Genomic DNA, 20,667 nt, shown 5'->3' on the forward strand with positions numbered 1-20,667 from the left:
GACCGGCGTCATCATCGCAATAGCAACAATCGGCGCGGGCCATCCGATACTTGGACTGCGACTTTACCTGGCTTCGACGCTGTCCCTTGTATTGGATGGAACGTGATGCGCCAGCAACGCAATCGAAGACGAACGACGCGCTGGACAGACGCTGCCACGCTTATGCGGCCCGGTCTAACATGCACCGCGCCGACATCAGTCGCCGATCCCACTGGCCGAGCATACGTGCCACAACCGGCGGTTTGCTCAGGATGGCGCTATCATAGCGCTTGCCAGCAAATCGCATCACGTCGACGACGCGAAATCCCTGTGAACGATAAAACGCGATGAGGTGCGCCGCCGGATACGGGGTATCGAGCGCGAGCGCCGCGTAGCCCCGGGTGGCCGCCCGATGCTCGGCGAACGCCAGCAGCAGCGTGCCGAATCCGCGTCCCTGCCATGCCGGATCGATGCCAAACTGACGCAGCGTCGCAACATCATGCAACCGATAGTAATCGCATGCGGAATCAACATCGGGTGCGTACAACGTCATTGTGCCGATTAACGTAGAGCCGCATGCCGCGACGAAGCAATCGCCGGCCCGCGCACGTTGTATCGTCGAGGTAACCGACTGGTCGACACACGCACAGTTCAGCCCCATGGTTCCAAGGCCAGCAAATGCGCGATGCAGCATGGCGGTCAACGACGCATAGGAATCCGCGCGTGGGTCGAACCGCCTAATTGTGATGCTCCGTTTAACTGTCCGCGCCTTGCCGCCATCAACACACGAGCGCTGCAACACCATGCGACCTCCGACACTGAATCAGTTGTACGAAGTCTAGAGCCCGACTTCGCGGTGTCGCAAGAAAAAATACTGTAAAAACGCGGCGACCGTCGTCGCGACGCGCGCTGCACCGTCAGGCCGCGTGGCTGCCGGGGACCGCGCGGGCGCCGATTGTGCTGCGCTCGTTATACTCGCCGATAGCGATATTGATCATTGTATGGCTGCCGATACCGTTGCTGATCGTTAGATCGGTATATTGGCGCTAGTATCGTTGCTGATTGTTATATTGACGCCAGTATCGCTGCTGATCGTTATATTGGCGCCAGTATCGTTGCCGGTCGTTGTATTGCCGCCAATACCGTTGTCGATCGTTATATTGGCGCCAGTATCGCTGCTGATCACGACGCGCCCGCTCGCTCGCGCTGTCGCTGATACGCATGCGACAATCGTCGTTCTCGTACCGCACGGTGCCCGGCTCCATGGCCATGCATCGAAGCGCGTGGGCAAGGATCATCGTAGCCAGCAGTATCACTCGTTTCTTGTGCACCGACATTCTCCATTGCATGGCCTGTGCGGGACGTGGCACAGTAGCGCGGCAGCGCGGTCACGTGCCGAAACGACTTCGCATGCGGCGCGCCGGCAACGCGGTGCCGAACACAAAATTCGCCCAGCCAGTTATGCTTTCGGATACATTGGCGGACCCTGGCGGATCACACATGGACAACCTAAGCAAGGCGGAGCAGAAAACAAGCGGTGCCGAAGGCATGCTTGACGTCGGCAACGGCCATTCAATCTACTGGCGCGAATTGGGCGATCCGCAGGCGCAGCCGATCGTCGTGCTGCATGGCGGCCCCGGCGGCGCGATGAACTTGGGCTGGGCCGACCATCTCGATAAGACGCGCTGGCGGATTGTCTTCTTCGACCAGCGCGGCTGTGGCCGCTCCACGCCGTTCGGCGAGCTTACGCACAACGGCATCGCGGATCTGGTGGGCGATATTGAGAAGCTGCGCGAACACTTGCGCATCGAGCGCTGGGCCGTGTTCGGTGGCTCATGGGGTACGACACTCGCGCTCGCCTATGGCAGCACGCATCCGCAACACTGTAGCGGATTTCTGCTGCGCGGCGTCTACCTGGCGCGCGAGCAGGACACCGACTGGTTCCTGTGGGACGTGCGGCGTCTGTACCCCGACCTACATGCGGCGTTTCTCGAGGCAATCGAAAAAGCCAGCGGCCAGCGACCCGCCAGCGCACGTGACGTGCTCGCACTGACGCACGCGTCGCTGGCGCGCTGCGATGCAGCCGGCATTGAACTCGCCCGCGCGTGGCATCACTATGAAACGACGCTGTCCATCATCCGGCACGATACGGTGTCCGGCCAGAAACCCATCCCCAAGGACGCACAGGCACGGGCGGCCATCGCCATGGCGCTGCTCGAGCGGCATTACATGGCCGACGAACTGCCGCCGTCACCGCCGCTGCTCACGCGTGTCTCTCGTATCGCCCATTTGCCATGCCACATCGTCCATGGCCGTTTCGACATGGTCTGTCCGGCCGACCAGGCCTACGCGCTGGCCGCCGCTTGGCCGCGCGCGCGGCTATCTTTCGTCGACGCTGCCGGGCATTGGACATTCGATCCCGGTATTTCGGCCGGCTTGCTGGAAGCGGCCAGCCGGCTCCGAGCCGACTTGGCTGGTTGACACACGGCCTTGCCGCCGCCCTGCCGCGCCCGGCCATGTCACACCTCGATTTTACAGCGCTTTGCGTTACCTCAAAAAGACGCCGTCGACTCAATGAACCGACGGCGAGCAGAGAAAGACCCAATACGGTCTTGCTATACAGTCTCGCTGCCAAGCTGTATAACGCTTTGATCATAGGCAATGGTCTATATAGGATTCGATACTGCGGCGTACTGCTATAAAGATTTGTCGCATCAAGGCGCCCCACTACCTACATCCGACGCAAGCTGTGCCGTTTCTTCCCGCCTCCGCGGTATTTAATCTACTTCGCCATGCTATGAATCGAAATTTGGTAGAGTCGCAATTTCGTCAGCCAACTTATGCCTGCACTTAAGTGAGTAGCTGGCTCGAGGTGCATGTGTCCGTCCCGCCTGGCGTTTTGTCGCTCGTTGCCACGCGCGGCACGCGCCTTGCGAACGATCCTGGTGTATATCGACATCCTGGCCGTAAGGTTTGAGGCCCGATTACCGGTTATGCACAAAAATGGATGCCATGGGTACCCCACTCACAAATATCGATGTGGCACCGGCCGTGCCCGCCTGCGACCCCGGGTGCCGCACTGGACCGGCCCGCCTGCAGAATCCGGAACATGGCCAACCGGCAGCATGCGGCGCCCCCAGGAACGTAGCCGAACATCTTGGCCACCGATGGCACCCGAGATAGCTCACGTCAATCGCGCGGTGTCGGCGATGGCAGCGTCTCGAAGTCCCAAGCGATACTGGCATACGCACGTGCGGCCCTTTCAGGATCCGACGATCGTCTAGCGTCATCGAAATCATGCGCCGGCCCGACCGTCATCGCCGCCACTCCATTGATTAGCGAACCGAAACAATTTACCGCAGCAAGGTACGTCTCGCCTGATTTTAGATGCTCAATGGCATCGCGGCTGAATACCCTGCTTTCGACCAGATGCGCCCCCGTATGGGTTTGCGTACCGGAGCACAACCCTTTCATATTCGCAATGACCCCGTCATGCGCGTGATCCGATATGCCGATATTCTGTTTCTCCAATAGGCCACTGACTTGTTGCACCACGGGAGGATAATACTTCGCTTCAGGGTGCTGAGCAAAGAAGGCAGCCTGGCTCGTCACGTTCCTACGCCTTGCCATCGACGCGTGGCGCGCAAGCGCGGGCAACTCAGCCAACACGCCCTCTGGCTTTGAACCGGCACGTGCTCGCCCCTGCCCCGCGACTTCGCTATGTGTATTCAACTCATTGTGAAACGACAAGGAATCCACCGGCGCCGAGCCTGGATTGATCGTATTGACTTGCATGGGGGGCCTCACTCATTAGACTGTCAAATAAAGGCATCTGGCTTGACGGATATGCAACGCGTACTGATTCAACAACGTCAGTCAGTGCTCAATCAGGTTAGGTCCGCGCACAGACATTAATAGTCACGATGGCGATCAAAGAGCCGTTTTAGCGAAGTCTCGATGATCCATTTATAATTTTTCAGCCTACCTAATTAATACAAACTGAACTGCTTTTAAAGTAACGATAACGCAGATGCGGCCAGTAGTCCTGCGGCACTGCGTCACAGGACGGAGACAGCGTATGATTTACTTCTTCGCGGAATAGGTAGATACCGCTCAAACAATAAACCCTATAGGCGGTCGCATGAACAGCACGATGGCCACCCTTGCGGTAAATCTGTGTACCCATACTTTCGACCAGCGTGTCATCCGCTTTTAATGTGGCTCCACTATCAATAGATCGATAATCGGATTCAACCATGCAGGAGACAGTATGCACGGCATACCCCATATTGACGTTGTGTCACAGCAGCAAAGCTGCCCGCTTAGTGTGGTTCCCAGCGCGCCATGCGACAGACCCGGGCATGGTCCTGATCTACTAGACCGGCGCTCAAGCGCTAACGCATGGATTCAACTGCTTGAACGCCATGCAACCGTTCGGCCCGCTGATACAATGGGTGTTGCCCCACAAGCATTCAGGTGGATTCGTCAATCAGCGGATGGTACGCGGCATACAGGGTGAGAGCATCGGCAAATGCCTGGTATTCACCGATGGCTTGTCGCTCGAGGTACACCACGGCGGGGACAGGCTCGACTGGCTCGAGCCGTGCACTGAACAGGGACACAGACGTCCCAGGCTACACGAATCTCTAGCCCGTCGCGATCAACTGCGGACTTTCTGCGCTTCAACGTATCGCACTGCTGCAATCGGCCGCAGATCTTCGATGTGCTGCGTCGCGCGATGGATCGAGCCAGCATGGCTTGACCGGGCGCGAGTGGCACGCTATTCCCGAAAAACCTCACCTTTGCGACGCCCGCTGCCGCGTCGCATCAGAATCCCATGCCCTTGTCCCGAATACTCTCACCTTTGGGATGTCAGGCCGCATGCCTGCATCACGCTCGAAGAGCAGCAAGCCGACGCGGTCGTCGCCACGTCATCAAGCTGGCTCAATCTCGGTGCGTGAGCGTTTTCGCGGAAAGCGTGGAACCCGACGCGCAACTGCGCCGCCGGCGGTCCACGGCAGGCCAGACCCAACAAAGACGCCTATTCGGGCGACCCGAAGCACAGGAAAACCTGCGCGGCCCAGTTCACCCCGACGTGGCCGCCGGGGGATAACGCGCACCATAGCGGGTTCCTGTCACCACCATGGCCGATGCGCGCAGCCGGCGCTCACTTCAGCAACTTGTCCAACCATCCGACGTAGCGATCGGCGAAACCTTGCAAGAACTGCTTCGTTCTGGCATTCGCAATGTCGCCACCGGCACTGAAAGTATCGTCCTTGATATGCAAGAAGACCTCGGGCTGACCGAGCGTGGGCACATCTAGGTACGCAAGTACGTTGCGCAGCTGCTGCTGAGCGATCGCCGTACCGATCGTGCCGATCGAGGCACCCGCCACCGCAGCCGGCTTGCCAGCGAAAGAATTCTTGCCATACGGACGGGAGGCCCAGTCGATCGCGTTCTTCAACACGCCGGGCAGGCCACGGTTGTACTCGGGGGTGAAGAACCACAACGCCTGCGCCGCCTCGATATCACGCTTTAGCCGGCTGACCGGCTCCGGCACCTGCGCTTCCAGATCCTCACTGAACAACGGCAACGTAGCAATATCGACGAACCGGCACTCGAGCCGGTCGCCCGCCAGCCGCGTGAGCGCATGCGCGAGCTTCTTGTTCCACGAATCCGCACGGATACTGCCGACGATTACCGCAACTTTGTAAGCCATCACGCCCTCCTTCGAACAGTGGATAGGACAGTGCACGCCCATACGGATCATCGCGCGCCACCTCCCCCTCACTATAGCGGCGCTGGATGAAAGTATCGAGCAGCGCGTGCAATGCATTCGGGCAACACATGAGACAGGCTCGGCCAACATCGCTCAGACCCGCACGCGCTGCGCGCGTCAGCGTGTTGCATCGGCGCCATCGCCCGTTACCACTTCAGGCGTTTGCGTACAATCGTGATGTCCGCGCATGGCCGTCCTGAACCGTTGTTCTACGGAAAGGCGCCGTCATTGCGCCGGCGCCCAATGATTGATCTTCTTGCTTTTCGCGCATTAGTGACTACGATCATTCAATCAGGGGCCAGCAGCCCGCCAGCCCCGGATGATGCGGCGTGACGCGGCCGTGCACACCGCCCCCGCTCGCGCCACGCGGGGAGCCTATCATGGAGATCGTTTTCGTCAATACACCGCCGGAATTCCGCGGCTGGAATCTGACCGTGGGATTCACCGCAAAGGTCGATGACCGACAAGTCGATTGCTCGATCTCGGCAGAAGCACTCGAGGACCATTTCGGCGCGGAGTCGCCCAATCCGGGCGACCTGTTGGCAGCGTTCGACCGGCACCGCGCAGCAATCCAGCGTGTCGCACGTAACGTGCTTCAAGGTTCGGGTTTCAACGAGATCTTGTTGCGTAGCGGCTACCTGCGCTTCCAGCAATGCCGCGAAGCGGCACGCGCGACACAGTGTAGCTGAAGCCGCGCCCCTATCACGTTGGTTACGCCGGATCGCCGGTCATGGTCGAGACCAGACGGTGTCCCCGCACCACCGCGAAGGAACACACAATGCGCGTGACAAGCCTAGTTAACGGTAGCGACCCGCAGGCTCGCGACACATTCACGATGTTGTGGCACTGACACCTGCAAGCAGTCAACCGCGAAGTCGAACCGGCCAAGCCCAGCGGATTGCGCCACTGACGGCGTGGCGTCAGCGACGCACGAACGGCACAGAAACTGCGGCAGCACGACGCGCCCGCCGTCGCAGCCGTCGCTGCACGCGCCAACGACGGCGCCACTGCTCGCCGATAGTCTGGTGTGCACGCCAGCACTCCGCGAGCTGCCATGACGCGAGCGCCAGGCCGCTGAACACGACCTCGCGCATGCGCTTGGTCACCGCCAACGACATCGCGGTCGCCGCATCGACTCCCAGCATCTGCGCCAGCACGAGCACCGCCGCCTCTTGCACCCCAAGACCGGCCGGCACGATGAACGCGGCGTGGCGTACCGCCTGGATCAGCGCCTCGATAGCCAGCGCCGCGCCGATCGATACGGGATGACCCAGCAGCGCCAATGCCCAATACGTTTCCAGCGCGCCAATCACGTAGCCGGCCAGTTGCCATGCAAACGCTGACGCCAACGTCGCCGCACGCGTGAGCACCGCGTCGATGCGGCGATCCAATGCGGCACCGTCGACGCCGGCCAGCAACCGATGATCGGCCCCGAACAATCGTTTCGCGAAACGGTCGAGCTTGTCGAACAAGCCGCCGCGTCGCAACAACACCACGCATACGATCGGTATCGGCAACGACACTACGAGGCCGACGACAATTGGAGTCAGCGAACCGTGGTGCGAAGCCTGCAGAAAGATCAGCACGATGCCCAGCGCTGAGAACACATACTGGACCGCAATCGTGGTCAGTACCTCAACAACCACCGACGCGGCCACCAGGCCCGAATCGTTGACGCGCCACGCGGCCAGCCGGATACCAACCAGTTCACCGCCGATGCCCGCGGACGGCAGCATCCGGGACACGGCTTCGCGCACCGTCGCCGCCCAGGTCAGGAACGGCAGCGACGCGCGCCGTTCCAACAGGATTCGCCATGCTTGCGCATCGAATGCAAGCGGCACGATGTGAAACGGCACCAGCCATAACAACGCAAAGCCCGCCTGCGACAGCGACTGACTCACGTCATGCACGCCCTCGTGCCACAGCAACGCGACGAAGATCGCGATGCCCAGAGGCCAACTCAGTGCGCGCAGCAGCTTCATGCTAGCGCCTCGCGATTCGCGCCGGTTCGGGCCGGCAGCACATCGCGGAAACCGCCGCGCCGCACGTTCGCCGCTGCCAGCGCCGCGGCAACACGCGGCGACAGCAGCGCGTCGAGTTCGTCCGCATGGCGATAATCGCGCATCGACGGCGTGATGGCCCCCTCGCCCGGCACAGCCGGATGCAGATAGATCTCGCCGATCCCGGGCGGCAGATGCGCGACAGCCGCGAGCAGCGCGGCCTCGTCCATCTGGCCACTGCGGGCCATACCCACTACGTAGTCATTGTGCGCGATCCCGGCACGCCGCAGCCGCGACTTGACCAACGTGATCCACGGCCGCAGCAGCAGCGGCGCGTCAGCCTCTCGGGGCAGCCGCATCGCGTGCATGCCGTAATCGCGGCCGATTTCAACGATCAGCGACAAGACGGTCGGGTGCAGGTGGAAATGCTTGTGCGTATTGACGTGGTCCAGCGTCAGGCCAGTCGCCGCGAACGCGTCGAACTGCGCTCGGATCTCGCGAGCCAGTTGCCGGCGCACATGCGGCAGGAAAAAGAACCGAACCCCGTCGCGAGCCATCGCATCGCCAAACCGGCCATGTGCGTCGACCAAGGACGCGATGCGCTCACGCGGCAGCATCGCATTGCCGTCGGCCAGCACCAGATGTAAGCCGACACGCAGCGACGGCATCCGGCGCGCGCGCTCGAGCGCATCGCGCGCGGCTGGCGCGGCCACCATCAGGCTCGCCGCATTCAGGATGCCCTCGCGATGCGCGCGCTCGACTGCCTCGTTCACGCGCGGATGCAGCCCGAAGTCGTCGGCGGTGACGATCAATGCGCGGGCCGACGACTGTGTCACGCCTCGTGTGCTCGCAGGAAGCGGAAGAACTCGACCCCCTCGCGCAGCCGGCGCTTCATCATTTCCCAGCTCGTTAGCATCTCCCGCACGATCTCCCAGATCTTCGACGGCCGGAAATAGAACCGCTTGTAAAACTCCTCGAGGCCGTGATAAATGTCCTCGCGCGACAGGTGCGGGTAGCCGATCGCCGCCAACTGCACGCCCTCATGGCTGACCAGGTTGATGACCTTGTTTTCCTCCAGCCAACCGTTCTCGACGGCCTGTTTGTACAGCGTCGTCCCAGGATACGGCGCGGCCAGCGACACCTGGATCGTATGCGGGTTGATTTCCTTCGCATACGCAATGGTTTTTTGAATCGTCTCGCGCGTTTCTCCGGGCAGGCCGAGGATGAAGGTGCCGTGAATCTTGATACCGAGCTTGCGGCAGTCCTCACTGAAACGGCGTGCGATATCGGTGCGCAACCCTTTCTTAATATTCAGCAAGATCTGATCGTCGCCGGACTCGTAGCCGACCAGCAACAGCCGCAAGCCGTTTTCCTTCATGATCTTCAGCGTCGAATACGGCACGTTCGCCTTAGCATTGCACGACCACGTGACACCAAGCTTGCCGAGCCCACGCGCGATGGCCTCCACACGCGGCTTGAAGTCGGTGAACGTGTCGTCGTCGAACATGATCTCCTTGACTTCAGGCATGTTGTCGCGGATCCACTTCACTTCCTCCAGCACGTTCTCGACCGAGCGTACCCGATAGCGATGCCCACCAACCGTTTGTGGCCACAGGCAGAATGTGCAGCGCGAACGGCAGCCGCGGCCCGTATAGATCGACACGTATGGATGCTTCAGGTAGCCGATGAAATAGTGGTCGATCTTCAGGTCGCGCTTGTAGACAGGCGCCACGAACGGCAACTCGTCCATGTTCTCGATCATCGGCCGTGGTGGATTGTGCTCGATTGAACCATCGGCCAGCCGGTAAGACAGGCCGGTGACGTCCTTCAACGGCCGGCCTTCGGCGACTTCCTTACACGTATAGTCGAACTCCTCGCGGCCGACCCAGTCGATCGCCGCACTCGCGCTGAGCGAGCCATGCGGATCAACCGCCACTTTTGCGCCAACCATGCCGATCATCACCGAGGGCTTGCGCTCCTTGAGCTTCTGCGCAAACAACGCGTCGGTCGGAAATGACGGCGTGCTCGTGTGGATAACGACCAGATCATAGCCTTGCGCGATATCAAGCGTCGCCTCGACCGATAGGCCGTCAGCCGGCGCGTCGAGCACGCGGCTGCCCGGCACCATCGCGGCGGGCTGCGCGAGCCATGTCGGGTACCAGAACGAGCGTATTTCGCGCTTGGCCTGATAGCGTGATCCGGCGCCGCCGTCAAAACCGTCAAACGACGGAGCCTGCAAGAAAAGCGTCTTCATTTAGTCAAATACTCCGCAATGTGCGATGAACGCCGCACCGCTTGCCCCAAAAAGCCGTGACCTCGATCGGTCGGGGCGCACGCCGCTACAGCGACTCACGGTTGCGCGACGGCAATGGCGTGCCGACCAGCGGCACGCGCGAGCCGCGCCAGTATACGTGCGAGCCAACCGCAGCGCTCAGCCATTGGCCCAACAACAACATATCGCGCAACGGCACCAGCGGCAAATCGCGCAGAAAGGAGCGCACGGTGCGCGCGCCGTGGTCCCGAGCCACCTCGCCGGTGATGTAGACGCCACGCCAGTGCAGCACCAGTCGCGCGAGCAAGCCGATGCCGGCCAGCGCCGCGGCAACGCCACCCAATAGCGTCTGGGACGCAGGCTGGGCTAGCGCGAGCGCCGCAGCCGCGATCAGCCACGGCGACGTGAACGTGATGAACAGGAAGCCAAAGCCGAACGGATTAATCGAGCGGATCGTGCGCAACCAACGCGTTTCACGCCGCCACAGTGCACCAAAATGCGACTCCGCGACGTCGGTGGATACCGTGATGTCGGACAGCACCGTCGCGAGCCCGGTTTCGCGCGCGTGCTCGGCCAACCAGTAATCGTCCGCGAGACAGTTCTTCAATCGCTGGAAACCGCCAATTGTATCAAGGGTTTGCCGCCGCAGCGCCAGCGTCGCGCCAAAACCGAAGCGGGTCGATCCTCCGGCATGCGCGACCCGCACCGACGGCGCGAACCAGTCGTTGACGAACATCGCGCCGAGCCGCGTCCACCACGGACCGACACCATGCGCCCGGTACAGGCACGTGACCACGCCCACAGCCGGATCGGCCAGCGGCGCGCACACCGAGGCCAGGTAATGCGGCTGCACCGCGATATCGCTATCGGCAAGGACAATCGTATCGTAGCGGGCGCGCGCAGCCAGGTTGATCAGATTGCTGACCTTTAGATTGCTGCCATGCACATGCGGATCAACAAACAGTCGGATGTCGCATGACGGATAAGCCGCTTGCAGCCGCTCGACGACCGCAATCGCCGGATCGTTCGGAGAGTGGACACCGCAAAGCAATTCGAAGCACGGATGATCCTGCTCGCAGAACGTCGCGAGGTTCTCAAACAACCGCGGCTCTAGCCCGCACAGCGGCTTGAGCACGCTGACCGGCGCAAGCGGCGCGCCCGGCGCATTCAGTTGTGACGGATGCGGGCGACGCCCGCGCAGCGACACCGCCGCGGCGATCACAGCATAAAACGCCGCCATGGCGGCGACGGTCACGATTAACCAGGATGCGAGGTTTGCAGTGGCTACCATCACACAGTATGACGCATGTTGCCTGGGTGGCATGCGTCGTTTTCGTTCGTTGTTGCCACTCCAAGCCGGGGCGGGCAACGCTAAAGTAATCAACCGAAAGTAATATGAAAGGCTAGTTCGTTGGCGCGCCGGGCTCAAAAGCAAGTCCTGGATGATAACGACTCGATGTGATGGCAGCAACCGCGTGTTGACGAAAATCACGACCTCGCACACCACTACACAAAGGCCTTTCGTCATCCTGGTGTGCCCTTCGTCATCCTGTGGGCCTGCGCAGGCGTCGGTGTTGGCATCTGCGCATCCAGTCCGAGGAGCGAAGCTGGATTGACCGGGCTGCAAAGGTTCGCGGGAAAATCTTCAGGCGCTGCGCTTCGGCCCGACAGCGAACCAGGACGAAGCAGGTGAATGACTTAAGAGCGTAAAAAAACAAGCATTACAATCCATGGCAGTGATTTGATTGGCAGGCAGTCGATGACAGTGTGCGTTGCGCTGCAAACCTTTGGCGCGCTGCTGTCAAGCCACCGCTACGCGAGCGGGACGAGCGCAGCCTGACACTGACTGAGTTGTATCAAGCTCGATTTTGCAAATCCCTGCAAGGACTCCAGCAGTAGGCAACTCACCATGGAATTGGAATTTCCAATTGCCATTTTCTGATGAACTGCCCTATACTGGAATTGCCGCTGAAAACAGCAGCGGTCGGGTGTGGAAATCCGGTAGATACAGGCGCACAGAAGCCGCGCCATTTTGATGTGTGCGGCTTTTTTGTGCGTAACGTCTGGCACGTCTATGGCGGGCCGGGCGGGGCCAGCTTCGGCTGGGCCGGTTCCTGTATCCCGGTTTCCACCCCCGTTCGGTCTGCCACCCTTTCCGTGGAAAGAAAGGGAGCGGGTGAAAACCGGGATACAGGAGCCAGCCATGGATAGTCCCCCTCTTGGCGTTTGTTCGTCCGAATATTGCCCTCTGCGTGTTCGGCGAACGCCGCTGCTTCTTTTTCCTCGTCTTTGCGCGTTTTGTGCGTCGCTTGTTGCCTTTAAACGGGTGCCTCGCCATTTGTCCATCACGCACCGAGCCGCGCAGCCACCGTAAAATAGTTCAACTCTCCACTGTTGCTCTAAACGAAGCGGACGTCTCGCGCAACCGTTAGGACTCTTAATCTAACGGCTTAAACGTCTTTTCCGCTTCTCCTCACATCGTGCCTATCGGCGCGAGGGGTGGGTTTTGCCCAAAGCAACGAGGAGGTGCATGGCCCGCATCGCTCCAGCGACGCGGGCCAACAGATACCGTGGTAGATCAAGGATTTTACGTCATTGTCATGGACCCGGCGCACGTGCGCTTCGTCGTGCCGCCGGTCGTACTTTCTAAACGAGACAGCATAGGAATATGGCTAACCGTCACGAGTCTGACCGTCACCGCGTTTCTCATACGTCTTGACCTTGGCATCGTGGTCTCGCTGGGCGAGGCGTGGACTGCCTGGTGGTGGCTGCGTCGGTTTGAGCCGGCCCTCACCACAAGCCAGTTCAGCATCAGTGCGGCAGGCATGGTTTGGTTCGGGTCAACATCGGGGCCCGCCCTGATCGCAATGCATCGAGTGAGTCGCGTTTGCCTAGTCTCGCCGCGCAAGCGCCGCGTTGTACTGCTGTCGCGACGCGCGCTTTGCGGTGAGCCACAGGCCTTGCTATGGCGGCATCCTAAGCGCAGGCGCGTGGCTAAGTGGGGCATCGTGGTCGAGGCCGATGGGCTCGATTATGCGATCGCGCAGGGCCTGTCTGGCGGTACCGCGCTTCGTTTAGCGCGGGCAATGCGACGGGCACTGCGTGCTGCACTGCAAGACGGACATTGGACTTGATGCTCTTTTCATGCCGACATGGCGCGTATTGAGCGCTGCTCAGGACAAGCCTAGAACATGATGCACAACGCTGCCTCGTTATTGCTCCTGCATCGCTTATGGCAGGGGAAACACGTTGCGCTCGCGGTGCATGGATTGTTACATGATCGATACGGTGGAGCGCGCCGTGGCCTGTCACGATCGGCCTTGCATGACGCGATCAAGCATGTCTTTCGCGGCGCCGCGTCGTGGCTACGCGCGCGGACCCATATTCGCCGATCGGGCCGACGAACTGGTGCGCGCGTCGGCGCATTGGCTGCGACATACGGCCGGCCCACATCAGGCCGACGGCGGCCTCGATCTGCACACGGTGCGCGACAACCTCGGGCACGCGTCGCTGACCACCACGAGCCTGTACTTGCACAAAGAAGAGGACACGCGACACCGCGAGACGGTGCGCGGCCATCGGATGAACTGGGGCGACACGGACCCGGTCGAGCCCCCTGCTCAGGAACCACAGCGCTGATTGCCGGCGCCTCCTGTCCTGAGCAAAATCGCGGCTTACCAGGAGCGGCAGCCAACACCAAAAACAGGTTTCAGAAAGCTGACTCAACCCATTCCATCATCACTTCGAGAAGCTTCGCAAACGCACGTTGTTGTCCCTGGTGGCGAGCACGCATTACGCGCGCTGGCACAGCTTATGGGACCGCGCGTTGATGGCGACGTTTCGGAGCGCGGGGTTGAAGGTGTTGCAAGCCCTTGAATTGACTGTTAACTGCATTAATATTGAGCCGGACCAGCTCATCCACATTAGCGCGCCAGGCTCACGTTTCTCACGTCAATCTCGGCCCGAGGCGTTTGCGCGGTCGGCGCTGGCGCGCTGGTTAGTCGAACGGCACGCCAGTGGCGTGGACAGTACCTGGGTCTTTCCCGGCGCACGGGATGAGCGCCCGATGCACGCGGTCACCGCGCTGCGCGCCACCGAGGCACCACTGCGCCGGCGCACTGCTAGGCTGATAGCGCAGCCGGCACCAGGCCATCTCGATGAGCTGGGTTCGCACTCGCCTATTTCCCTGCTTGCTGATCTCCTGATCAATCCGGCTCTATGCGCTATAACAGTCGCTCATGCAGCTCGCTGGGCAGCGGCGTGCCATCATGACAAACCAGTTTGCCGCTCGCTAGCCGCTTCGCAAACGTCCTATGATCGAAACCGTCCCAGTAACCCATTGTGATCAACAGCTTACGCATACGCTCGCGGTGCTGCAGCACCTCTTTGTGCAACTGCCCTCGATCACGAATCAACTGACGCGAAGCTTCCTCTTGCAGCGAGGGCACTCGCACGACGCGCATGCGGTCGCGTTCGCCATGCAGCCATGCTCGCAGATTCGTGACCCGCTTGATCGCATCAAGCCGATCCGTCTTGGCGCGACGCCTATGCCGTTCCACCGGAATACTGGCCGCATCGATCACGTAACAATCCATGTCACGCGAGCGCAGCGCTCTATAGATCCAGAATCCATCCTGCCCAGCCTCATAACTGACCACCACACGCACCTCTTGGGGCGGCAACCATTCCTGCTTGTACCGCTCAATCACCTCCAAAGGGCTTGCACTCGCATAGCCGCTTGCGCTCCCCTTACCGTGTGCACCGCTGGACTCTGTCTGTGTCCATCATGCAGCGCAATTTTCCATTAGGCCCCCGCCAGTTCGAGTGATGTTGCCAGTATTACGTTCTCAGCATCGACTCCGGCTCAGTGAGCTGTACGCGTGATAGCCTCCGTTGCGTTCGCCTTGATTCACTTAAGCTTACGACTTAAGCTTTGGTTGGTCTCACGCTACATAGGATCTATGGTAGGGTTGGATGTCGTCGCGACGTGCTTTTGGCCGTTGCGTTTGAGTAAACGGAGTATCGTTTCGCCGCTGATCGAAATGCCCAGCCGCTGCGCCAGGCGCGCACCTGCGGCGCCACTGAGCGCCAAGCCCACATGCCACAGCAGCGTCTGTGCTCGGGCTGTGCGACGCTGCTGACGCGCAGTAAATGGCGCAAGGCATTGGGCGAATGTTTGCCGGCAACACAGTGCGTTATCGCAACGAAAGCGCCGCACATGGATTTCCAGTGTGACGCGGTGGCCACTACACGGTAGGTCCTCAACGCGTCGTCGGTACTCTGCGTGTATCCGGGAACTTGTCGCTCCACACGCCGTGCAGCGCGCAACGAGCCCTTTAGGTTTCAGTGCAACGATGAGCCGATGGCCGATCATTTCCCATCCGAGAATGCGCAGGTCGGCAGCGGGCAACAGGCGTTGGAGGAAGGAAAAATCCATGCCTATTATCCGAATGATGCGATATCGCGCATGGCCACTATTGTCACCTGCAGGTTCACACAAAGTGGGAAAGAGCCATTTTCAACGTGCTGCTGACACAAGTGCGCCGAGACGTCGAGCGGCCAGCGCACCACGCTTCACTTCAACCGGCGTCAGACGATGCGTTAAAAGCCGTCTGAACGATACGAACGATCTCAGTACCGATATTTGGGTCATCCAGTAGCGTAAACTCCTGGCACAGCTTGTTTGAAATGTTGCCATCGTTGTCCCGTATTGACCGGATGATGCGGTCAATCTCGGTGTCCGGACCTTCAATGACTTCCTTGATTTGCGCGCGAGCGATGCGCAAACTGCGCAGATAGGTCGCTTCCTTGCGCATTTCCTGGTCAATTGTAAGGTTCACGACGTGGGCGAGATATTCGACATGTTCGGTTAAATCAAGGTAGCACCAAGCCGCGCAAGCGTCATCATATGCGTCGAAGTTCAGGTTGTAGCGTATGCCGTCTTCGGCGACCTTTTCAGGGCCAAACCGGTACTGATCCTGATACCGTTGCATCAGGGGTTTGGAAAACCCTTCCAACACCTGGTCATAGCGGCGCCGGTTGGCCGTCGTGCTTGTGATCGCGGCTGATATGGGCAGAATGAACGGCGCAGGTACTGCGCCGTCACGCCGTAGCACATCATTGACCAGGAACCGTGAGATTCGGCCATTGCCGTCGGACATAGGATGGATATAAACGAAACCGAACGACAGGACAGCGGCGCGAGCCAGTGGTGCGCGCCCAGCAGTACGCTGGTCGAACGCGTGCAAGCCGGCCAACATGGACGCTGTATCGGTCCAGTGTGGCGCGATGTAATGCACCAGCGGCACGAAAGTCGAATCAACTTCGCCAACGAAGACAGGCGATTTCCGAAGGCCATAGCGGGTCGCTCTAGGCCCTAAAATTTCAGTTTGCAGCTCGGTGAGAGCTGCTTCGTTGAGCGGGCTTCGGTAGTGGCCACAGCGTTTTTCCATGACCGCAGCGAAGCGCTTGACGCGATTGACATGCCGGTCCTCGTGCTCAATGGTAAAACTGGCCAGGCTTTCCTTGACGGTAAGCCACACTGCGCTGCGCATGAGTAAATCTTCGCCATATTCGACTTCCAGCTCGCGCAGGCGCTGCCCGCAATCGTAGGCCTCGGCGGCTCGAACCTTGTCGGTACGGTAAACCGTTGGACAGTAGTCGCGCGTGCCAGGTAAATTGTCACGTACGCGCCAGCGCGGGTTATTTTGCGCGCACAAGGCCGTCAGATAGAGACGCTCATCCAGAGCGTCGATGTAGTTGCCCGCTTCCACACCACTAAACGTGAGTCGCCGGCCAGTCAGCCATTCGTAGAAAAAGCCCGCGCGTCGGGCGTACTGGCCGGTCGGTTCGGATTGGATCCAAGTTTCCAGCTCAGCCGCCGGTACCCTATCAAAGAGGCGCGCCAAGAATTCGAGATGGATGCCTTCCCGCTTGAAAGCAAACGTCAAATGCCCAGCCAGCGTATCCGCAGGCTTAAACTGGGGAGGATAGAATTCATGCGTCACACCGTCTACGCACTCGGTGGAACGCGACTTGGCCAGCTGACTGTCAATCCGCAACGGCTGCACCGCCTCGACGCCAAAATGCTCCGCCAACCACCGATAGCCGATCCAGTCAGGCATATAGAAACGCCCCTTTTGTACGAGTTTCGTTTATTTGACCACAATTCCTTATAAAAATTACTGGTAACACACAAAAAACATATAAATCTCTGTCAGCCGTCTGGCCGCTGAGGGCGATCGGCAAAGGCAAACAAGCACGGCTCGTACACATGCCATGCCGCCGCGGTTAATGGCAGCACCGGTCGGACTCGCTGCAGCTGCAGCCGGCGCCCTACACGCTTGAGACGGCGCCGAAGGATATGCCGCTCGTCGGCCACTTAGAAGCGGGCCCCCTCCTCGCTTCAGATGCGCTGGCCCTACTACGCAAGAAGCTCTTTGCGCAGGCCGCGCGGCGATTCGAGCGCGCCTATCCGGGAACAGCGGCCGCCCTACAGGGCATCTACTGGCTACGCCGCACGCATGCAAACCGTGCTGCTGAACGCGGGCATCGATTTGGGAGCGTGCACACGGGGCTAGGACACGTCAATTTAACGTTCGCAACTATCTACACGAAGGGGGATACGGCAAGACAGTACCGTGCGCTCGACCCCGAAGGTGTCGTGATGCTGATCAATGAAGGCCTTCAGGACTTGAAACGGCGGTCGAGCTCCGCCTGGGCGAAAAATGCGTTCGCCAGTTGGAGAATCTCGTTGGTCCGGCGCAGTGCCTTGACCTCGCGCTCCAAGGCCTTGATGCGTTCACGCTCGGCCGTACTCACGCCATCGCGCTCGCCACGATCGAGCTCGTCGCGCTTAACCCAATCCAACAGCGTCTGCGGCGTGCAGCCGATCATCGGCGCAATCGATTCGACTGCCGCCCACATCGACGGGTGCTCGCTACGCTGCTCGCGTACCAGGCGCACTGCCCGCTCTCAAACTTCCGGGGAAAACTTGCTTGGCTTCTTGTTCATCGCTCCATTCTCTCAAGAGTTGACGCCTCCACAAAACTCGGTGCAGTTCACTAACACGCTTTAGACGTTATTTGAGGAGCCTGCCTCCGTCCTTAAGTTAAATGGATTGGCCTATTACGCCATAGGGTGACGGACAATGACGGTGCTTAACCAAGAGTGCGCTCAGATGCAGGGCCATCCGCGGCGCATTGGCGCATAACAGCGTTGCGCAAGCCGATGCCAATCAGCGGCCGGTCGTCGATGCAGCGCCGCTGGCTTTGCCCAACCGCCAAGATTGACGTGATAGTTCACCGTGGCACTGAAAAACAGTGCAAACCGCCCTATGCTGAACAAAAGGGATTTTCGGAATCCGTCATGCTGCTGCGCACGCTCCGCAAGTTGTGTTTCGGGTGGACCCTCGCCACACTAGCTGCCGGTGCCGTGCCAGCGCCCGCGCCAGTCGCGCTGCTCCCTGTCAGCGGTGCGATGGGTCCTGCGAGCGCCGATTTCATCGAGCGCGGCCTGGCTCGGGCGGCCAGCATGCACGCGCAGTTGGTCGTGATCGAGTTGGACACGTCCGGCGGACTAGACCCTTCGATGCGCCAGATCATCAAGGCAATACTCGCGTCATCGGTCCCGGTGGCGACATTCGTCGCCCCGGCTGGCGCACGGGCCGCCAGCGCGGGAACTTATATCCTGTACGCCAGCCACATCGCCGCGATGGCGCCCGGCACCAACCTTGGTGCCGCCACGCCGATCCAACTCGGCATCGGCGACGAGTCATCGCCATCAGGTTCGGATGGCGGCCCCGCGACGGATACGACCGAGAGCCGGGCCGCCGAGGCAGCCAGCGGCGCCGCGACAGCCGCAGCCGCACCGACATCGTCGCCCACGCGATCCATCGACGTGCCAGGCGACCCGCGCAGCACCGGGACACGTAAGCAGATCCAGGACGCGGCTGCCTACATTCGCAGTCTGGCCCAATTGCATGGCCGAAACGGCGAATGGGCCGAGCGCGCAGTACGTGATGCGGTCAGCCTGCCAGCGAGCGACGCGCTGTCGTGCCACGTAGTCGACGTGGTGGCCAGCGACCTGAATGCGTTGCTCGCGCAACTCGACGGCAGACGAATCGGCACCGCGCACGGGATGCGTACGCTGCAGACCGCCCATGCCCCTGTCGTGCGAATCGAGCCCGATTGGCGCACTCGTCTACTCACCGTAATCACCAACCCGAACGTCGCGCTGATCCTGATGATGATCGGCATGTACGGGTTGTTCTTCGAGTTCACCAATCCGGGTTTCATGCTGCCAGGAGTGGCGGGTGCGATTAGCTTACTGGTGGGCTTATTTGCGCTGCACATGCTGCCAGTCAACTACGCCGGATTGATTCTGATACTGCTGGGCATTGCCTTTTTGATCGCCGAAGCATTCCTGCCGACATTCGGCTCGCTTGGCTTTGGCGGAATCGTCGCGTTCGGCATCGGCGCATTGATGCTGATCGACACCGAGGTCCCCGGCTTCGGCATCCCGCTGCCGTTGATCATCGCGCTCGCGTTGCTCAGCGCGACATGCTTCATCGCGATTTCCAGCGTTGCGCTGCGCGCGCGCCGGCGTCCGGTCACGGCGGGTGCCGAGACGCTGGTCGGCAGCACCGGCGTCATGCTTGGCGAGTGGGCACCGTCCGTCACCGGCGACGGCGCCTCCAACGCGGGCCAGTCGTCGACCGGCTGGGCTCGAATCCAAGGCGAACAGTGGCGCGTGCGCAGCGATCATGCACTGCCCAGCGGCGCGCCCGTGCGTGTGACGGGCCGGCATGGCCTGACACTGAGCGTCATACCGGCGCCACCGCCCGAACCAGGAGAGCATTCGTAATGAATTTAACTTTCGGCTTCACCGGCTTCCTCGTGCTGCTCGTGGTGGCGATCCTTGTCGCAGCGATCCGAATATTCCGCGAATATGAACGCGGCGTGGTGTTCATGCTGGGCCGCTTCTGGCAAGTCAAAGGGCCGGGCCTCGTGTTGATCATTCCCGGCGTTCAGCAGCTCGTGAAGATTGATCTGCGCACCGTCGTGCTAGACGTGCCGTCGCAGGACCTGATCACACACGATAACGTATCGGTCAAGGTCAACGCGGTCGTGTACTTCCGCGTCGTTGATCCGGAAAAAGCGGTGATTCAGGTCGCGCGCTACCTGGAGGCCACCAGCCAGCTGGCGCAGACCACGCTGCGCTCGGTGCTCGGCAAGCACGAACTTGACGAGCTACTGGCCGAGCGCGAGAAGCTTAACGATGATATCCAGAAGGCGCTCGATGCGCAGACGGACACATGGGGTATCAAGGTATCAAACGTCGAGATCAAGCACGTTGACCTGAACGAGTCGATGGTGCGCGCCATCGCGCGGCAAGCCGAGGCCGAACGCGAGCGCCGCGCCAAGGTCATTCACGCGGAAGGCGAGTTGCAGGCATCGGAGAAACTGCTGCAGGCCGCGCAGATGCTCGCCCGGCAGCCGCAGGCAATGCAATTGCGCTACCTGCAGACGCTGACCAGCATCGCCGGTGACAAGACCTCGACGATCGTGTTTCCGGTCCCAATGGACTTGGTTGATGCACTGGCCGCCACCGCGCGCAAAACCGACAGCTAGCCGATA

The 20,667-nt window shown here is 60.6% G+C and carries 19 protein-coding genes, 2 pseudogenes and 1 other annotated feature; of the genes and pseudogenes, 7 read left to right on the plus strand and 14 right to left on the minus strand.

The window, feature by feature from the left end; genetic code table 11:
- Positions 1-160: 160 nt before the first annotated feature.
- Complete coding sequence (locus tag KQH60_RS05785) at positions 161-784, minus strand: GNAT family N-acetyltransferase (RefSeq protein WP_237575582.1); 624 nt, start codon at positions 782-784, stop codon at positions 161-163.
- A gap of 695 nt (positions 785-1,479) precedes the next feature.
- Between KQH60_RS05785 and pip the strand changes: the two genes are divergently transcribed.
- Positions 1,480-2,460: a prolyl aminopeptidase gene (gene pip / locus KQH60_RS05790; RefSeq protein ID WP_237575583.1), complete on the plus strand. Its 981-nt coding sequence runs from the start codon at positions 1,480-1,482 to the stop codon at positions 2,458-2,460.
- 708 nt (positions 2,461-3,168) lie between these two features.
- Here the strand turns inward: pip and KQH60_RS05795 are convergent.
- The 4 genes from KQH60_RS05795 to KQH60_RS05810 all read right to left on the minus strand — a co-directional run bounded on the left by KQH60_RS05795 (position 3,169) and on the right by KQH60_RS05810 (position 5,698).
- Positions 3,169-3,774, minus strand: a complete 606-nt coding sequence (locus KQH60_RS05795) for a hypothetical protein (protein WP_237575584.1) — start codon at positions 3,772-3,774, stop codon at positions 3,169-3,171.
- A 190-nt stretch (positions 3,775-3,964) separates the two neighbouring features.
- Positions 3,965-4,237 carry a hypothetical protein gene (locus KQH60_RS05800; RefSeq protein ID WP_237575585.1) on the minus strand — a complete coding sequence of 91 codons (273 nt, stop codon included), beginning with the start codon at positions 4,235-4,237 and terminating at the stop codon, positions 3,965-3,967.
- A gap of 214 nt (positions 4,238-4,451) precedes the next feature.
- Entirely contained in the window at positions 4,452-4,601 is a 150-nt protein-coding gene (locus KQH60_RS05805; RefSeq protein WP_237575586.1) for a hypothetical protein, read from the minus strand.
- Positions 4,602-5,146: 545 nt separating this feature from the next.
- A complete protein-coding gene (locus KQH60_RS05810) occupies positions 5,147-5,698 on the minus strand; it encodes an NADPH-dependent FMN reductase (protein ID WP_237575587.1) in 552 nt (183 codons plus the stop codon).
- Positions 5,699-6,138: 440 nt separating this feature from the next.
- On the opposite strand from KQH60_RS05810, the gene KQH60_RS05815 reads away from it, so the two are divergent.
- A complete protein-coding gene (locus tag KQH60_RS05815; protein WP_237575588.1) occupies positions 6,139-6,447 on the plus strand; it encodes a DUF1488 domain-containing protein in 309 nt (102 codons plus the stop codon).
- A 231-nt stretch (positions 6,448-6,678) separates the two neighbouring features.
- Here KQH60_RS05815 and KQH60_RS05820 read toward each other — a convergent pair whose 3' ends face one another.
- The 4 genes from KQH60_RS05820 to hpnI all read right to left on the minus strand — a co-directional run bounded on the left by KQH60_RS05820 (position 6,679) and on the right by hpnI (position 11,321).
- The gene (locus KQH60_RS05820; protein ID WP_237575589.1) at positions 6,679-7,740 is read right to left on the minus strand and encodes a lysylphosphatidylglycerol synthase domain-containing protein; all 1,062 of its coding nucleotides are present in this window, start codon (positions 7,738-7,740) and stop codon (positions 6,679-6,681) included.
- Positions 7,737-8,594 (minus strand): hopanoid biosynthesis-associated protein HpnK, encoded by an 858-nt coding sequence (hpnK, locus tag KQH60_RS05825; RefSeq protein WP_237575590.1) that lies wholly within the window; start codon positions 8,592-8,594, stop codon positions 7,737-7,739. Before hpnK ends, KQH60_RS05820 begins: the two co-directional genes overlap by 4 nt.
- On the minus strand, positions 8,591-10,012 hold the full coding sequence (gene hpnJ, locus KQH60_RS05830; RefSeq protein ID WP_237575591.1) for a hopanoid biosynthesis associated radical SAM protein HpnJ: 1,422 nt from the start codon (positions 10,010-10,012) through the stop codon (positions 8,591-8,593). Before hpnJ ends, hpnK begins: the two co-directional genes overlap by 4 nt.
- A gap of 85 nt (positions 10,013-10,097) precedes the next feature.
- On the minus strand, positions 10,098-11,321 hold the full coding sequence (gene hpnI, locus KQH60_RS05835; RefSeq protein WP_237575592.1) for a bacteriohopanetetrol glucosamine biosynthesis glycosyltransferase HpnI: 1,224 nt from the start codon (positions 11,319-11,321) through the stop codon (positions 10,098-10,100).
- Positions 11,322-12,630: 1,309 nt separating this feature from the next.
- Between hpnI and KQH60_RS05840 the strand changes: the two genes are divergently transcribed.
- Together KQH60_RS05840 and KQH60_RS05845 are read left to right on the plus strand one after the other, a co-directional pair.
- The gene (locus tag KQH60_RS05840; RefSeq protein WP_237575593.1) at positions 12,631-13,164 is read left to right on the plus strand and encodes a hypothetical protein; all 534 of its coding nucleotides are present in this window, start codon (positions 12,631-12,633) and stop codon (positions 13,162-13,164) included.
- A gap of 153 nt (positions 13,165-13,317) precedes the next feature.
- A pseudogene (locus KQH60_RS05845) lies at positions 13,318-13,669 on the plus strand (tyrosine-type recombinase/integrase); the annotation flags it as partial.
- A 358-nt stretch (positions 13,670-14,027) separates the two neighbouring features.
- On the opposite strand, the gene KQH60_RS15005 reads toward KQH60_RS05845, so the two are convergent.
- The 3 genes from KQH60_RS15005 to KQH60_RS05855 all read right to left on the minus strand — a co-directional run bounded on the left by KQH60_RS15005 (position 14,028) and on the right by KQH60_RS05855 (position 15,467).
- Positions 14,028-14,240: a hypothetical protein gene (locus KQH60_RS15005; RefSeq protein ID WP_368669321.1), complete on the minus strand. Its 213-nt coding sequence runs from the start codon at positions 14,238-14,240 to the stop codon at positions 14,028-14,030.
- 13 nt (positions 14,241-14,253) lie between these two features.
- Positions 14,254-14,739, minus strand: a complete 486-nt coding sequence (locus tag KQH60_RS05850; RefSeq protein ID WP_368669319.1) for a transposase — start codon at positions 14,737-14,739, stop codon at positions 14,254-14,256.
- A 239-nt stretch (positions 14,740-14,978) separates the two neighbouring features.
- Complete coding sequence (locus tag KQH60_RS05855) at positions 14,979-15,467, minus strand: transposase family protein (RefSeq protein WP_368669320.1); 489 nt, start codon at positions 15,465-15,467, stop codon at positions 14,979-14,981.
- Here KQH60_RS05855 and KQH60_RS05860 point away from each other — a divergent pair.
- On the plus strand, positions 15,393-15,563 hold the full coding sequence (locus KQH60_RS05860) for a hypothetical protein (RefSeq protein WP_237575614.1): 171 nt from the start codon (positions 15,393-15,395) through the stop codon (positions 15,561-15,563). The genes KQH60_RS05855 and KQH60_RS05860 overlap by 75 nt on opposite strands.
- A gap of 46 nt (positions 15,564-15,609) precedes the next feature.
- Here the strand turns inward: KQH60_RS05860 and KQH60_RS05865 are convergent, their stop codons facing one another.
- Positions 15,610-17,037, minus strand: coding sequence for a Fic family protein (locus KQH60_RS05865; protein WP_237575594.1), 1,428 nt, complete (start codon positions 17,035-17,037; stop codon positions 15,610-15,612).
- 609 nt (positions 17,038-17,646) lie between these two features.
- Positions 17,647-17,762, minus strand: a sequence feature (AL1L pseudoknot).
- Positions 17,676-17,995: pseudogene (locus KQH60_RS05870) on the minus strand (IS3 family transposase); the annotation flags it as partial. Its footprint overlaps the feature before it by 87 nt.
- A gap of 402 nt (positions 17,996-18,397) precedes the next feature.
- Between KQH60_RS05870 and KQH60_RS05875 the strand changes: the two are divergent.
- Positions 18,398-19,894: a nodulation protein NfeD gene (locus KQH60_RS05875; protein ID WP_237575595.1), complete on the plus strand. Its 1,497-nt coding sequence runs from the start codon at positions 18,398-18,400 to the stop codon at positions 19,892-19,894.
- Positions 19,894-20,661, plus strand: coding sequence for a slipin family protein (locus KQH60_RS05880; protein WP_237575596.1), 768 nt, complete (start codon positions 19,894-19,896; stop codon positions 20,659-20,661). The genes KQH60_RS05875 and KQH60_RS05880 overlap by 1 nt, the downstream gene beginning before the upstream one ends.
- Positions 20,662-20,667 lie beyond the last annotated feature (6 nt).

The sequence above is a fragment of the Mycetohabitans sp. B8 genome (assembly GCF_021991875.1).
GTDB lineage: Bacteria > Pseudomonadota > Gammaproteobacteria > Burkholderiales > Burkholderiaceae > Mycetohabitans.